At 48.4% G+C, this 15,203-nt stretch carries 13 protein-coding genes; 2 read left to right on the top strand and 11 right to left on the bottom strand.

Annotated elements, in window-relative coordinates:
* From Pmgp_RS20585 to Pmgp_RS11210, 5 genes are all read right to left on the bottom strand, one after another.
* On the bottom strand, positions 1-105 hold a 105-nt coding region (locus tag Pmgp_RS20585), incomplete at its 3' end, for an acyl-CoA dehydrogenase family protein (protein WP_134213037.1).
* Positions 106-281: 176 nt separating this feature from the next.
* Positions 282-1,751, bottom strand: a complete 1,470-nt coding sequence (locus Pmgp_RS11200; RefSeq protein WP_134214072.1) for a 4-hydroxyphenylacetate 3-hydroxylase N-terminal domain-containing protein — start codon at positions 1,749-1,751, stop codon at positions 282-284.
* An 81-nt stretch (positions 1,752-1,832) separates the two neighbouring features.
* Positions 1,833-3,413, bottom strand: coding sequence for an acyl CoA:acetate/3-ketoacid CoA transferase (locus tag Pmgp_RS11205; RefSeq protein ID WP_134214073.1), 1,581 nt, complete (start codon positions 3,411-3,413; stop codon positions 1,833-1,835).
* A gap of 503 nt (positions 3,414-3,916) precedes the next feature.
* A complete protein-coding gene (locus Pmgp_RS20315) occupies positions 3,917-4,057 on the bottom strand; it encodes a helix-turn-helix domain-containing protein (protein ID WP_243119813.1) in 141 nt (46 codons plus the stop codon).
* Positions 4,058-4,060: 3 nt separating this feature from the next.
* The gene (locus Pmgp_RS11210; protein WP_243119814.1) at positions 4,061-5,350 is read right to left on the bottom strand and encodes a sigma-54 interaction domain-containing protein; all 1,290 of its coding nucleotides are present in this window, start codon (positions 5,348-5,350) and stop codon (positions 4,061-4,063) included.
* Between the two features lie 1,018 nt (positions 5,351-6,368).
* On the opposite strand from Pmgp_RS11210, the gene Pmgp_RS11215 reads away from it, so the two are divergent.
* Complete coding sequence (locus tag Pmgp_RS11215; RefSeq protein WP_192902904.1) at positions 6,369-8,606, top strand: methyl-accepting chemotaxis protein; 2,238 nt, start codon at positions 6,369-6,371, stop codon at positions 8,604-8,606.
* Between the two features lie 123 nt (positions 8,607-8,729).
* On the opposite strand, the gene Pmgp_RS11220 is transcribed toward Pmgp_RS11215, so the two are convergent.
* The gene (locus Pmgp_RS11220) at positions 8,730-9,143 is read right to left on the bottom strand and encodes a GntR family transcriptional regulator (protein WP_134214075.1); all 414 of its coding nucleotides are present in this window, start codon (positions 9,141-9,143) and stop codon (positions 8,730-8,732) included.
* A gap of 189 nt (positions 9,144-9,332) precedes the next feature.
* Here Pmgp_RS11220 and Pmgp_RS11225 point away from each other — a divergent pair, with 189 nt between their 5' ends.
* A complete protein-coding gene (locus Pmgp_RS11225; RefSeq protein WP_243119815.1) occupies positions 9,333-11,735 on the top strand; it encodes a beta-propeller domain-containing protein in 2,403 nt (800 codons plus the stop codon).
* 200 nt (positions 11,736-11,935) lie between these two features.
* Here Pmgp_RS11225 and Pmgp_RS11230 read toward each other — a convergent pair whose 3' ends face one another.
* From Pmgp_RS11230 to Pmgp_RS11250, 5 genes are all read right to left on the bottom strand, one after another.
* Positions 11,936-12,268 carry a CGGC domain-containing protein gene (locus tag Pmgp_RS11230; RefSeq protein ID WP_134214077.1) on the bottom strand — a complete coding sequence of 111 codons (333 nt, stop codon included), beginning with the start codon at positions 12,266-12,268 and terminating at the stop codon, positions 11,936-11,938.
* A 176-nt stretch (positions 12,269-12,444) separates the two neighbouring features.
* Entirely contained in the window at positions 12,445-12,921 is a 477-nt protein-coding gene (locus Pmgp_RS11235) for a DsrE/DsrF/DrsH-like family protein (RefSeq protein WP_134214078.1), read from the bottom strand.
* A gap of 32 nt (positions 12,922-12,953) precedes the next feature.
* Positions 12,954-13,178: a sulfurtransferase TusA family protein gene (locus tag Pmgp_RS11240; protein ID WP_134214079.1), complete on the bottom strand. Its 225-nt coding sequence runs from the start codon at positions 13,176-13,178 to the stop codon at positions 12,954-12,956.
* A gap of 12 nt (positions 13,179-13,190) precedes the next feature.
* Positions 13,191-14,855, bottom strand: coding sequence for an FAD-dependent oxidoreductase (locus tag Pmgp_RS11245; protein ID WP_134214080.1), 1,665 nt, complete (start codon positions 14,853-14,855; stop codon positions 13,191-13,193).
* Positions 14,856-14,873: 18 nt separating this feature from the next.
* Positions 14,874-15,149 (bottom strand): ArsR/SmtB family transcription factor, encoded by a 276-nt coding sequence (locus tag Pmgp_RS11250; protein WP_134214081.1) that lies wholly within the window; start codon positions 15,147-15,149, stop codon positions 14,874-14,876.
* Between the last annotated feature and the right edge of the window lie 54 nt (positions 15,150-15,203).

Here is a 15,203-nt window from a genome sequence, read left to right on the forward strand (position 1 = left end):
GGGCTCCTGGTCGACTTTCTGGGCGATGGGCTCGACGTATTTCTGGCAGAATTCTCTTACACTGGCGCGCACTAGTTGTTGTTCTTCAGTTAGTTGAAAATTCATGGGGTTTCTCCTCTCGTGAGTTATTGATTAGTTCTGGCGCTGGTCCATAAGCTATAACGGCCGTTGAGCTTGCTTTTTCCCTTTAATGCTTATACTGTTCTTTTTTGAGGGTGGGCGGGGTCTTTTCCCGCGCCCGCCCTCATCTTAAACCTATCCAAACTATTGCCTGTTAGCTGCTATTTCTTTTTCTTTTCAGGTTCGGTGATCTCTTCAGTGATACCGGCGATCTTGCTGGCCATTTGGGCAAACTTGTCAACAGGAGTAAACGCTCTGACAACCAGCTTGGCGCCGTCGGGCGACCCGCCGCCGTGCATGCATCCGGGGACACCCGCGCCTAAGGTCAGCCACTCTGAAAGCCTGGCCGCACGCGCTCTTGATTCGGCGCTGAACCTCACACTGGCCTTAACGACACTCTCAATTTTCTTGCCGTATTTCGGATCCTGGAAGTCCTTGTAGGACGGGAAGCAGCCGGTTTCCACGATGCCGCCGCCGATGTCCTGGCAGAGACGCTTGGTTTCATAAGGGAGGGTAGCCACATGCACCTTGTTGGTGTGCGCAAGCAGCGAGTCGGAAACCCACATGCCGCCGGGGCCAGGTTTACCAACAGCCATCGCTCCTATACCCACGGCGTAAGTAGTCTCGTTATTTATCGCCATGTCGACCATCTTGCCGGAGAATGTGCCTGCCGCAAGGCCGTTGGTCCTTGCCATCAGGGCGGCAGCGCCGATCATGATATCGCCCTGGCCGGCCACACAGGCGCCGATGCAGGCCCGGTAGTTGGCTGTGAAGTATTCGATAACCTTGCCGCTGTACTTAAATTCCTGGCACATAAACACTCTTTCGTTGGGGACGAAGCAGTCTTCAAAAATCAGGTAGGCCTGGGTAATTGCAGTTTCGGGAATATCCCAGCCTTCTTCTTCGAGTTCCCTGCCGTCACTGGGCCGGCGGGTTTCCACAATGGTCAAGCCCTCTATATCGCGGGGCACCACGCATGCTAACGCAAAAGCCTTGTCCTCTTCCTTATAACCGGAACCCGGCAGGAGGAAGATTTCGTTGGAAGCAGCCACGCCGCAGATCATCGCTTTGACCCCGCTGATGACGACGCCGTCTGCACGTACTTCCTTGATGTGTACGTTGGCGTCAAGCTCAGGCTGCTGGGAGGGCTTCATGGAACGGTCGCCCTTGGCGTCGGTCAGAGCGCCTGCCACTACAAGGCCTTTTTCCTGCGCGCCAATAATCCACTTTTTGAGACGCTCCTGGTAGTTGGTCCCGCAATCCTTGTCAATCAGCGCGGTAACGTTCCACATCACGTTCTGGCTGTTCCACCCAACACATAGGCCGCCGTTGCAGGTGCCTGTAAAGCGGTACATCCAGCGCTTGAATACGGAGTTGGCAACGATGTCTTCCAGGCTGTCCATCATTCCGTTCCAGCGGAGAATTTTTTCTCCCGTAAAGTCTGAAACTGCCGTGAAAGCGTCCGCGTACTCAGGATCATGAGCCGCGTCAAAGGCGCGGGCGTGGCTCTCTACGGTCCGGCGGGTTGCCGGGTCGGTGGTCACATCTTCAATAAGCTTCCCGAATTTGTAAACGTTCGGCCGCATCGCCTTAAGCGATTTCAGGTAGTCCTCTCTGGTTTTAAGCGCCATTTTCTTGTCCCCCTCATTCATATTTTTTACTAACCCAATTAACTTTCGGGTTGTAGCCCTTGGAACCAATTAACTATCTAACTATTTGCTCCTTACTTTGGCCAATATTTGCTCTTTGATACCCATTGCCGGTTCGTCAAAAATCCGGGCATCCATTTGCTTTAGATCCGGCGCTATCAGCGGTTTAAATTCCATCTGGGCCAGGACATCTTTTTCCAGGTCCACTCCCGGCGCAATTTCTGTTAGCGTAATTCCTTCCGGACGCAACTCGAATACAGCCCGTTCTGTGACATATAAAATCTTTTGACCGCTCGTCCTGCCGTAGTCACCACTGAAGGTGATGTGCTCTACTTTGTTAACCAGTTTCTTAATTTTGCCTTCTTTAACGATATTTAATTTTCCGTCCTTAATTTCCAGTTTCAAGCCGCCAGCGGTCAGGGTACCGCAGAATACGACCGTGTTGGTACTCTGGGTAATGTTGATAAATCCACCAGCGCCGGCAATGCGCGGACCGAATTTGCTGACATTGATGTTTCCGTACTGGTCTAACTCAGCCATTCCCAGCACTGCCAGGTCCAGCCCGCCGCCGTCGTAAAAGTCAAACATATTGGGGTGATCCAGCATCGCTTCAGGGTTGATCGCCGTACCGAAGTATAGTGCGCCTAGAGGCACTCCACCAATTACCCCCGGCTCAACCGTCATTACCATGCTGTCGCTGATACCCTCTTCAGCCGCCACCACACCGACGCCCTCCGGCATGCCGATACCCAGGTTGATAACCGCGTTGGGCACCAGTTCCATGGCGCATCTCCGGCAGATTACCTTTCTTTCATTCAAGGGAAGAGGATTAACACGGCTGAGCGGGATTCTGGTTTCCCCGCAGAGACTTGGGTTATACTGTTCAGCCATGGGAACCTGCCAGTGATTTTCCGGTTTGGCAACTACTATAGCGTCTACCACAACCCCCGGCACCTTAACCATCATTGGATGCAGAGTACCGGCTTTTGCCACTCTCTCAACCTGGGCAATCACTTTACCGCCGCAAGCTTTAGCCGCCAGCGCTGTCACGAGAAATTCAAGCGCGATACCTTCTCTTTCAATGGAAATGTTGCCGTTCTCGTCCGCCGTTGTACCCCGGATAATGGCTACATTGACCGGGAATGACTTATAAAACAGATATTCTTTTCCGTCAATGTCAACTAACTTGACGTAATCCTCTTTACTGATGCTGTTTAACTTGCCGCCCGTTTCCCTTGGATCAGCGAAAGTCTTCAAACCCACATGAGTGATTATGCCGGGCTTTTTGCCCGCGATGGCCCTGAACAGGTGCAGCATTACCCCCTGAGGAAGGTTGTAGGCCTCAATTTTGTTTTCCACAGCCAATTTGATCATGTCGGGCTGAAGTGACCAGTGCCCTGCAACAACCTTTTTAACCAGGCCTTCTTTAGCCCAGCGGTTCAGTCCCCAGTTTGATTTTCCATCGTTTTGGCTGGCGCCCCAAGCCATGGTTAAATCTCTTGGTGTCCCGGTTTCCAGAAAGCTCTTTTCAACCGCCGCCGAAATCTCTTCCGGGTGACCCATTCCCACAAATCCGGTGGTAGTGACCGTATCACCATTTTTAATTAGCTTTACCGCTTCTTCGGCGGACATAAATACCGCCATATCTTCCATACCCCCTAGTATTGTTGGATTTTTGGTTTCTTTATCTGGCATCACCTCGATAAATTCCTGTAAACAAACTGTTACCGGTTTGATTGCCTGACGATTCTAGTCGCAATTCCTGTGCCATTACTTTTGCGACATTCAAAAGAATTTTTAATTATGAAAAAAAGAAATGCCAACCATGATGCAAATTCGCAACACAGTTGGCATGATGTCTATAGATTAAGGCCAATATGATATGCATATTGCCATCAGCCGATGAGGAAACACATCAAATACTAAAAATCACTTGCGGATCTGGCAAATATAGTTAATAGAAGCAGCAATACCCATGATAAAAAAGCTTTACGCCGATGCATCTATCCATCACGTAAAGCTTAATAAAATCATTATTTGGTCAGTTACCATGCGGGATTGCGAATTTTTTAAAATCACTTGTTAAAAATCATCGCTGATGCAATAACACATATACAAATATTACCTTCATGACATATAAATCTTCTCTAATTATAAATTTTGTGAAAATCCTCACTTATTGCAATATTATATTTTTGGGATTTACGCACAATCGTGGACTGATCAACCCCTAGAACCCTGGCAGCCTTTCTTGTGCTTCCATACTTTTTTAAGGCCTGTTTAATCATCTGCTACTCCAACTCATCAACCGCGCTTTTTAGAGACGTTTGTTCGGGGAAAATAACGTTTACCACGGAATGTGCATTATTTCTTATTGTCAACGGCAGGTGTTGGGTTGTAATCTCCTTATCATCTGTCATTACAACCATTCGCTCAATTACATTTTCCAACTCCCGGATGTTTCCCGGCCATGAATATTCTAAAAACCTGTCAATAACTTCGGAAGAAAAATATTTGTTAAAATTATACTTCTTGTTAATTTTATCCAAGAAATATACCGAGAGCAGCGGTATATCTTCCTTGCGTTCACGTAAGGGGGGGACATCTATAGACACAACATTTAGACGGTAATATAAATCATCCCTGAACCTTTCCAGTTTAACCATTTCCATAAGATCTTTATTGGTTGCCGCAATAATCCTGGCATCAACCGGAATAGGCTTAAGCCCTCCCACTCTTGATACTTCGTGATGCTGCAAAACCCTTAGCAGCTTTACTTGAAGGTTTAAAGACAACTCCCCAACTTCATCCAGAAATAAAGTTCCTCTCTCCGCTAATTCAAACATGCCCGGTTTTCCCTGTTTGCTGGCCCCTGTAAAGGCTCCCGGCTCATAACCGAATAGTTCCGATTCCAGTAAGTTTTCCGGAATGGCGCCGCAGTTGATCTTAATCATAGGCCCATCAGAACGTTGGCTTAGACAGTGAATCGTATTGGCGATTACTTCCTTGCCGACCCCTGATTCACCGGTTATTAAAACCGTTGAGTCGACTTTAGCAACCCGGGTTGCCATTTCCAGCACCCGCCTGGTCTTTGGGCTACGGGCTATAATATTACTATTTTTTAGCTTCTTGATGCGCATCTGTTCCAGTTCAGCAGCGTATTTTACATTTAGTTGTTGTGATTCCTCCAACTGATCTCTAAGATTTACTATTTCAGTAATATCTCTTACATTAACCACAACTCGCTTAACTTCGCCCCTCTCATCCAAAACCGGAATTCCGGTGGCCATGATCTTTTGTCCTGATTTATCGCCTCCAGTCATACGCAACATTATAGTAACCTCTTTTTTTTCCTTCAGCGCTTTATAGGCGGCGGATTCATTATAAAACCCCTTATCAACCAAATCTCTCTGAGCGTTTTTCCCCACGACATATTCCCGGGACATGCCGCAAATACGCTCCCAAGCGCTGTTAACCATCAGGACATCACCTTTGCCGTCAGTGATAAATATACCGTCGTGAGAGGCTTCAATAACCTGTTCCAGTTCGCTGGCGACACGTCTGGCTTCCGAGATTTCCATATGGTTTATTGCGTGTGAATCGCCCGCGGTTCGTACTGTAAAAAAGTAAGGATTATCGGTTTCGATACTTTTAACAATGCTATCTTTTTTACTAATAACTATAAGCCTCCTTCAAGAAACTTATTTACCGCTTGTCTTTTTATCACCTTCCATTTCCCCAGTGTGCTTTACTTCCTTTCAAGAAACTTATTCACTGCTTATCCAGGAACAAATGTGGCCATGTTGTTTTTTATAGCAAGAAACTTACCTGCAGTATTTAGAATCCTGAAGAAAAAAATTTTTTTATAATTCTTATATTTCAACAGTAAGATATCTCTAGGATTGCTTTTAAAACACTTACCCCCTTTTCGTCTAAGTTATGGAACAACTGACATATTTAGGCGCCTTTACAGTTGCTCTTTCTGTCCCCCCTGAAGTATTGTCGAATAATGCCGCTATATAATTCATTCTTTGTTTAAAAAATCCCTGCAAAATAGTTAGAAAATTTTTAACATTTTATGTATGTTTTGTGACTGTAGGCTGAGAACTTATCCGGCAATCCCCAGGTCCTAAAAAATGAATCCTGGAACCTTTCAAGCGTTAGCAGTGATACAACATAAGAGGATATAAATAAGCATAAGGAGATCATGATGTCGCGGCGGTTGCATAAAAAAGTAAGAGTAATATTGATGCCACCAGCATGTTAATTGCTGGTGGCATCAATATTGCTTGTATGTTTTTGGCAATAAAATCCTTTAAGTTGCTTCCATATAGTAATGCTTCTGGGATATTAACTCTAACATTGTCAGTGCGCAAGAAAACAATAGGAGGGAAGTCAATGGATATCTTACTTGTTGAATAATAGATGTTGTTTGTATAGCCGACCTAAAAAGAGGAGGATTAGTTCAGCGATATAGAACGAGTTATGAACCATATACATACACGACGGAACGGCCCTAACTGAAAATGCCGGAGAGATAATCCAGAATGCACCGGGAAATTCATGAAGAATATTTTTTATAAGAGGGGGATTTACCAAATGCATCACAAGGGAAAACTTGCAACAAAAATAGTGGCGGCATTTTGTATGGTCATTGCTATTATAGTGGCGGCAATACTGTTAGTCTATTTGGTACCGTCCCAAACAATCCTGGCGGTTACCATCATACTTGGCTGCGTATTAGTGCTCATAGTGGGATTTTTCTTAATGCAGAGTATAAACGTCAGTATTAATAATTTGCTGACCGAATGCAGCCGGCTGGCTGAAGCAGTGAAGGACGGCAAACTTGACACCCGGGGAGACTCAGATAAAGTTAACATCGAGTTTCAGGGAGTTATCTACGGATTAAATAAAATCATTGACGCCGTAACCGGCCCTTTGCATATTGCGGCCGAATATATAGGCCGGATCAGCAAAGGCGACATCCCGCCAAAGATTATTGACAACTACCAGGGCGAGTTCAACGGGATCAAGAACAACCTGAACAGCTGTATTGATTCTGTCAACTGCTTGCTTAAAGAGGCAGAAAGCCTGATCCATGCCGTCGGGGAAGGCAGGTTGGACGCCCGCGGCAATGTTGCGGCCTTCACCGGTGACTGGAGCAAGTTGGTGAGCGGCATGAACGGGCTGATTATGACCGTGGCAGAGCCGGTTGAAGAATTGCTCGAGGTCTTAAACCGGATAGGAGTCAATGATTACAGTAAAAAGGTAGAGAAAGACTACGCCGGGGCTTGGAATGACCTTAAACACGCCACCAATGAGGTTATCGCACGATTGACACACAGTCGTGATACATTGATCAACGTGAGCAACGGTAATCTTACCGACCTGGCCAGAATAAAGAAAATTGGCCGGAGAAGTGAGAACGACCAATTAATGACTGCTTTTATCAAGATGATTGAGGCAATTCAAAAACTCGTAGACGACGTCAACATGCTGGTCGGAGCGGCGTTGGAAGGCAAACTTGGCGTCCGTGCCGACGCCAGCCGCCACGAGGGCGACTACCGCAAGATTATCGAAGGTGTCAACAAAATGATGGATGCAGTAATCACCCCAATCAATGAAGCGGCAGCCTGTTTGGAGGACATGTCGAACGGCAATCTCGACGTAAGAGTAAAAGGCGACTACCAGGGCGATCTTGCCATTATTAAAAACGCATTAAACACTTCACTGGATTCATTAAATGAAATACTGAAAAAAGAAGCAGTTCAGTGCCTGCAGGAAATGGCTAAAGGGAACCTTGACGTCGCCGTAACCGGTGATTACAAGGGAGACTACGGTCTCATCAAAGATGCGCTCAATACATCGGTTAGCGACCTGAACGAAATATTAGCCCAGATTGCCATAGCCATCGAACAGGTCAACACAGGCGCGCAGCAGGTATCAGACTCCAGCCAGGCCTTGTCGCAGGGCGCCGCAGAGTCGGCCAGTACAGTGGCGCAGATTACTTCCTCCATGCACCAGATGAACGACCAGACCAAGCTAAACGCTGAAAACGCCACTCAGGCCAACCAGCTTGCCGCCCAGGCCAGGGTTAATGCTGAGAGGGGCAACGAACAGATGGGCCAAATGTTGTTGGCCATAAGAGAAATTAACGAGTCTGCGGCAAACATATCTAAAATTATCAAGGCTATAGACGAAATTGCCTTCCAAACCAACCTGCTGGCCTTAAACGCAGCAGTGGAGGCGGCCCGCGCCGGCAAGCACGGCAAAGGATTCACCGTGGTGGCGGAGGAAGTGCGGAACCTCGCCCAGCGGAGCGCCAAGGCGGCCAAGGAGACAGCCGAGATGATCGAAGGCTCAATTAAGAAGACCGAGATGGGGACTAAGATCGCCGAGGAAACTTCTAAAGCGCTTGAAGAAATTGTCCTGGGTATCAGCAAGGTGACTGACTTCATCAGCGAGATAGCTTCCGCTTCCAAGGAGCAGGCCCTTGGCATTGGTCAGATCAACGAGGGGCTGGACCAGGTTGACCAGGTCACCCAGCAAAACTCAGCCGGTTCAGAAGAGCTTGCCGCGGCAAGCGAGGAGATGTCGGGCCAGGCTGAGATGGTCAGGCAGATGCTTGGCAAGTTCAAGCTAAAGAGACAGGCCTTCGGCGGCAGTTTCGCAGCAGCCCCCGTAAACACCGGCAAGCCTTACCTGGCTCATAAACAGGCCGGCAAAGGCGCGGCGCAGAAGGTTTCCAGGCCGCCGTTGGCAGAGGTAGCGGCGGTCGGCAGAGTAAACCCGGAGGACGTTATACCCCTGGATGATCAAGATTACGGTAAGTTCTAGACCAATATCGCCGCCGCTCCCGCCTTTACCGGCGCCCGGCGGCGACTTTTTTGCCTGCGGGTTCAAGCTTATGGTCATTGACTTTTCACTTATCTCGTATAAGCACTTGACACTGTAAATTTTTTATATCCTGTGTTTCGATGACAGCAAGCTAAAAGCATAATCCAGGAGTTCCGAGGTCAGGTGTTCAATATCCGAGTTTAGTTTGTTCCTTTCCTGGATTAGACTGACCAGCCTCTCCTGCATTTCTTTGATCACTTGATACTGGCTGGACTCAGCCAGGTATTCCCTGGCCGCTTCAACTGAATTCATCAGCACGCCCGCCCCCGGCACCACCTTGACCACACCCGCTTCCTGCAGCAGAGAAAGCGCCCTCCTGATAGTTTCAGGCGAAACATTATAAAGGCCGGCTAAAGTTGAGCGGCCTGATATCTTCTGACCCTCCCGGTAGGCCCCCTTGGTCACCCTTTCTGCCAGGTCCATGGCTATGGTGATGTAGCGGGCTATATGCAAAGGAGTATTTGTAATATTTTCCATATTTTTTGCACCTTTAAAAGAAATTGTCACCCGTATACAATTATAATAACAAGCCGGTATAATAACAACCCGACTAAAAAGCATAAGTTTTGCAAGGATTATAATAATCACAGCTTTTCATGGTAAAACGAACCAGATTGATAAAAACCACGTCTAAACTAATAAATAGTTGGAAGCGAGGTTATGCGGATGAAAAGAATAATGTTATTTGGAATTATTTTACTGACCATGACTATCTTCCCGGTCTTTAAATCCCTATCAGGAGCTAACGCCGAGCCAAATCATACCGCCACTTTTATTATTGACCAGAGGACGTACGTTACCGACAACCAGGCCAAAACTATGGACGCCACGCCATTCATTGAAAACGGGCGGTCATTTGTGCCTGCCCGCTATCTCGCCCTGGCTCTCGGTGTGCCGGAGGATAAAATCATCTGGAATTCCTCCGCCTCCACGTTAACTCTGGTGCGGGACAATGTTACTATCAGCCTGGCGGTTGGCGGCAACACAATCTACATAAACGACCAGCCGTTTACCATTGACGCGGCCCCCACACTGCGCGACAACAGGACTTACCTGCCCGCCAGGCATATAGCGGAAGCCTTCGGCTATGACGTAGCCTGGGATGAGACAGTCAGGGCCGTTTTAATCGGGCCTCCCGGCAATTTGCCTGAGGCATCACAGGACGTCCTGCCGTCAGTTGGAACTTACGAGAACCTGAAAGACCTTTTGGAAAAATCGCAATCCTCTGCCTTCTATGGAAGAATGGACGAAATGGTTACCACACCGGGAACCATTTTAAGAACAGCACCGAGTGCTGTACAGGAGAAGGCAGCCAGCGCGGCGCCCGCGGCCGCCGGGGAAAGCCTGTCTGACAACAACGCGGCTGATTACTCTAAAACCAACGTCCAGGTCGAGGGAGTGGACGAAGCCGATATTGTCAAGACCGACGGGACCTACATCTACCAGGTCAACCGGGAAAGGATCATTATAGCCAGAGCCGCCCCGCCTGAAGCAATGGAAGTTGTCAGTGTCCTGAACTATACCGGCAAAGACTTTTCTCCTCAGGAAATGTATGTCGACGACAACCACCTGGTAGTAATCGGCAACACCCGCACCTACGGTGTTTACCCGTTATATAACGAAAGCGGCTCATCTTCAGGGCTGAAGATAATGCCACCGTACAATTACTACAGGCCGATGGTGAAGGCTATTGTTTACAACATTGAAGACAGGTCTAACATCAGCCAGGTGCGCGAGCTGGAACTATACGGCAATTATGTGTCCTCACGCAAAGTGGGCCAGTCGCTTTACCTGATCGCCAATAAATATATTACTTTTTATCCCGGCAGGGAAATAGAAGACCCCAAGCCGATGTACCGCGATTCTGTGGTCAGTGACAGTTATAAAGAAATTGACTACCCCAGCATCAGGTGCTTCCCCGATTTTGTTGAGCCCAGCTACCTGATCGTGGCCGGCCTGAACTTAGACCAGCCGGAGGAAAAAGCCAATGTTTCCAGTTACCTGGGGTCAGGCCAGAATATTTATGCCTCAACTGAAAACCTCTATGTGGCGGTAACCGGCTACAGCTATGCGAGAAAACTGGCTAATGATCTTGTGCCTCCCTCTGACCTAAGCAGGACTAAGATCTATAAATTCCGGATCGACCAGGGGCAGGTGAGCTATGCGGCCAGCGGCGAGGCGCCGGGCACCATCTTAAACCAGTTTTCAATGGATGAACACGACGGTTACTTCCGCATCGCCACCACCAGCGGGGAAGTTTGGCGCTCCGGGACACACACCTCGCAAAACAACCTGTACATTCTGGACAGCGGCCTTAATATGACAGGGAAAATCGAAGGCATCGCCCCCGGTGAAAAGATATATTCCGTAAGGTTCACCGGAGATCGCGGCTACATGGTCACCTTCAAGCAAGTCGACCCGTTTTTTGTCCTGGACTTAAGCGACCCGCAGCAGCCGGCCATACTCGGCAAGCTGAAAATACCCGGCTACAGCGACTACCTCCACCCCTATGACGAAAACCATATTATCGGTTTCGGCAAAGACACGGTGGAAATGAGCGGCAAGGTATGGGGCGGCAGGCCGGATGATACCACGGCTTTCTATATGGGCATGAAGATGGCTGTCTTTGACGTGACCGATGTGAGCAACCCGGTGGAAATGTTCAGGGCGGACATCGGGGACAGGGGAACAGACTCCGAACTTTTGCGCAACCATAAAGCCCTGCTGTTTGCCAAAGATAAAAACCTGCTGGCATTTCCGGTCAGGGTGATGGAAGTGACAGAAAGCGGCTACAATAACGGTTCGACTGTCCCGGAATACGGCGCCTTCGCCTTTCAGGGAGCTTACGTGTACAATATTGACCTGACCAGCGGCTTCACCCTGAAAGGCCGCATCACCCACCTGTCGGACGAAGATTACCTGAAGGCCGGCAACTACTGGTACAACAGCGAAAAAGATATCGAGCGCATCATATATATCGGCGACACTCTCTATACTTTATCCCAGCAAATGATTAAAGCCAACCAGCTGGATGATTTGCAGGAATTAAACAGTCTGGTGATAAAATAAAAAACAATAAGGCGTTGTATCACAGTAAAAAGCCCTCCCGGCAGAAATGCCGCCGGAGGGCTTTTAAGTTGCGCGTTCGTTATCAATGTAAAATCAACTAAAACCTGAGGAAGCAAAAAGAACGTCCCCTTGCTTCACTTGCTTCACTATGAGGAAGCAAAAAGAACGTCCCCTTGCTTCACTTTGCTTCACTTGATAAGTTAATGAGTAAAATCAATTATTTTAACCTTATCACCGAGTTTCTTTTCTATAGCTTCCTTAATCTGCTTTGCCTGCGGGCAAGGAAAACCAATAGGATTACCTTTTGTAATACAGGATGCAAGCACTATAGTGTCTCCGCCTCTTCTTACTATTTCTTGAGCTCTTGTTACAGCCCTTTTGCCAGGACAACCACCACAGGAAACCACACCTATTATTTCGATATCCTCTTCAACGCCTTCAAAAGCACACTTCTTTTCTCTTATTATTTTAAAATCCATCGTTCCCGGACACATATCTTCTGTTTGCCGGCACCTGATCAATCCAATTTTCAAAAAAGACACTCCTTTCAAGACAACACTTTTTAAGTCATAGTTTCAACAAAGATTAGTTATTTCCTGCATATGTTCATAATTATTTTCAATTGGTTATTCATACAAAGAGAGTTCTTGCCCTAACCAACTGAAAATTTAAGAGACCCGGTCAACATACAATTCCGGGTCTCAGATTTTTAGATAAACAAGTTTACGTTGGCTTCGTCGGCTTCGCCCAGGTAGGTGGCCACGCCGGCAAACTCAAGCCCGTCGATCAACTCTTCTTCCTTAAATCCCATCACGTCCATCGACATGGTGCAGGCGATCATCTTCACTCCCAGCGCCCGGGCCGACTCAATCAGCTCCTGGATGGTATTTACCTTCTTCTGTTTCATGATGCTTTTCATCATGATGGCTCCTATGCCGCCAAAGTTCATTTTGGAAAGACCCAGCTTCCCCGCCCCGCGCGGCATCATCCAGCCGAACATGGCTTCCATAAAGCTTTTTCTCGTTCTTATCTTTTCCGGCTTTCTCAGTATGTTGAGGCCCCAGAAGGTAAAGAACATGGATACTTCGTTGCCCATGGCGGCGGCCCCGTTGGCGATAATGAAGGAAGCCATGGCTTTGTCGAGGTCGCCGCTGAACACTATAATGGTTTTTTTGTTTTCGCTCATGCGAAGCCCTCCCCTCAAGTCAGTACGACAAATCAGCCCTTCTTGATCCTGGCTTTGATCACTCCGCCCTCTTCCTCCAGGGAAAGAAGTTCATTCTTGGTCTTTTTGCACCAGGCGGCAATATCTTTTTTAAAGCCCTGGTCAGTTACTTCAACACATAGAATATCTCCGGCGGCGCAGTTCTGGGCCTCCTTAAAAATCTGCACGATCGGGCCGGGACACTGCAGGCCTCTCGCGTTAATATGTTTTTCTGCCATTTCACAGCCCTCCTATTCAGTTTCAAACGGGTATGCGGTCAGTCCGCCATCCAGTATGCTCACCTTTTCAAAGCCTAATCTTTTCAATTTCAGCGATGCCATATAGGAACGCAAACCAAGCTTGCAATTGATGATAATTTCTTTGCTGCGGTCCAACTCACCGGCGCGTTCGGACAGCATTCTTAAAGGAATGTTAATTGACCCGGGGATGGAGCGGAGAAAAAACTCCTCATCGGACCTGACATCAACCAGGACAGCCCCCGCTTCCATCTTCTCCTTAAGGTCAAGTGGTGAAACACCGGTGAAGCGGCCCTGCAGTTTATTAATCATAACGTGCGCGGCCACAATCGTTGAACTCATAGCCATAGAAAACGGGGGCGCGTAGGCCAGGTCAAGTTTGGTCAACTGCTCGACGGTAGCGCCGAAGGAGATGGCCGTGACCAGTATGTCGACCGGTTTGTCAACCACACCCTCGCCATAAACCTGTCCGCCCAGCACCAGGTGAGTTTTCCGGTCCACTATAAGCTTGGTGACAATCAAATGGCTGCCGGGATAGTAGTGGGCCTTGTCCTGGGTTGTAACCAGGACTGTCTCCACATCATAGCCAAGAGCCCTGGCGTCTCTTTCGGAAAGTCCTGTCTTGCCCATATTCAGCTCAAACAGCTTAAGAATCGAAGTTCCCAAAACACCTTTCATGGTGTCTTTATGCCCCGTCCCGGCCAGGTTGATTGCGGCAACCCGCCCGGTCTTGTTGGCGGTTGAGCCCATCGGGTACCAAACCGGCCTGCCGGTAATCAGGTTTGTATTTTCGGCACAGTCACCAACAGCGTAGATGTCCTTGATGTTGGTCTCCATCAACTCGTTGACCGCGATAGCTCCGGTGGCGCCCAGCGCGATGCCGCATTCTTTAGCCAGGTCGACGTTTGGCCGCACACCCACAGCCAGGACTGCCAGGTCGGCTTTAAGCGGGCCGGCCTCTGTTATAACTACTCCGACATCCCCCTGCCCATTGTCTTCAAAAGCCTTGACAGCGGTGCCAGTAAGGACTCTAATCCCCTTTTCTGCAAGGTATTTCTGCACATACAGCGCCACATCGGCGTCATAGGGAGGCAGGACATGGGGGGCCAGCTCCACAACAGTTGTGTTGATCCCTTTCAAGGTAAGGTTTTCGGCCACTTCCAGCCCGATCATGCCGCCGCCGACAACCACCGCGTCCTTGATACCCCGCGTGTTGATCAGGTTCTTGATGGCGGTGGCTTCTGTGACCGTGCGCACGGTAACTATGTTGCCCAGTTCTTTGCCTGGCGCCGGAGGAACAAACGGCGAGGCGCCGGCTGCCAGGACCAGCTTATCATACGCAAAGGTCTGGACATCTCCCGTGCGCAGGCTCTTCACAGCAACCGTTTTTTCTTCCGGCATGATTTTTAAAGCTTCCATTTCTGTGAGAACTTCAATGTCGTAATCAATTAAAAAATCTTCGGGCATTTTGACCAGCAGTTCTTTTTCTTCTTTAATCACATCACCCAGATAATAGGGCAGCCCGCATCCCGCGTAGGACACATGGCGGTCCTTGGTCAAGACCACAATTTTCAAATCAGGGTTTTCCCTTTTGGCTTTAGCCGCCGCTTTGGTACCAGCGGCAACACCACCGATGATAAGTACTTTTTCAGACTTCACCGCTGCATTCCTCCTTTGCTAATCATTCATGAGAAGAGTCACGATTTCCCTGGCTTTCTTATTGATGACCGAATAACAGATTTCGGTTCCCTTGCGCCGCCCCTCTATTATTCCTTTACTCCGTAGTATGGCCAGTTGCTGTGAAATTGTTGACTGGGGCATTTCCATGCAGCCTGTAATCTTGTTCACATTACACTCGCTATCCATCAGCCCGTGTACGATGCAAAGCCTGGTTGGATGAGCCAGTGCCTTAAGCAGTTCCGCCTTTTCCGTATAATTGCCTTCAATTTTCATATGTACCACCTCTATCCTTATATCTGTATATTACGATATTACGATATATATGTC

It is taken from the genome of Pelotomaculum propionicicum, assembly GCF_004369225.1.
Taxonomy (GTDB): Bacteria; Bacillota; Desulfotomaculia; order Desulfotomaculales; family Pelotomaculaceae; genus Pelotomaculum_B; species Pelotomaculum_B propionicicum.

Excerpts from the sequence above, each read along its gene's own strand:
- Pmgp_RS11200 (WP_134214072.1), bottom strand. The coding sequence starts at position 1,751 with ATGGCGCTTAAAACCAGAGAGGACTACCTGAAATCGCTTAAGGCGATG.
- Pmgp_RS11250 (WP_134214081.1), bottom strand. The coding sequence starts at position 15,149 with ATGAAAATTGAAGGCAATTATACGGAAAAGGCGGAACTGCTTAAGGCA.
- Pmgp_RS11215 (WP_192902904.1), top strand. The coding sequence starts at position 6,369 with ATGCATCACAAGGGAAAACTTGCAACAAAAATAGTGGCGGCATTTTGT.
- Pmgp_RS11240 (WP_134214079.1), bottom strand. The coding sequence starts at position 13,178 with ATGGCAGAAAAACATATTAACGCGAGAGGCCTGCAGTGTCCCGGCCCG.
- Pmgp_RS11210 (WP_243119814.1), bottom strand. The coding sequence starts at position 5,350 with ATGGAAATCTCGGAAGCCAGACGTGTCGCCAGCGAACTGGAACAGGTT.
- Pmgp_RS11205 (WP_134214073.1), bottom strand. The coding sequence starts at position 3,413 with ATGGCGGTATTTATGTCCGCCGAAGAAGCGGTAAAGCTAATTAAAAAT.
- Pmgp_RS20315 (WP_243119813.1), bottom strand. The coding sequence starts at position 4,057 with ATGATTAAACAGGCCTTAAAAAAGTATGGAAGCACAAGAAAGGCTGCC.
- Pmgp_RS11220 (WP_134214075.1), bottom strand. The coding sequence starts at position 9,143 with ATGGAAAATATTACAAATACTCCTTTGCATATAGCCCGCTACATCACC.
- Pmgp_RS11235 (WP_134214078.1), bottom strand. The coding sequence starts at position 12,921 with ATGAGCGAAAACAAAAAAACCATTATAGTGTTCAGCGGCGACCTCGAC.
- Pmgp_RS11225 (WP_243119815.1), top strand. The coding sequence starts at position 9,333 with ATGAAAAGAATAATGTTATTTGGAATTATTTTACTGACCATGACTATC.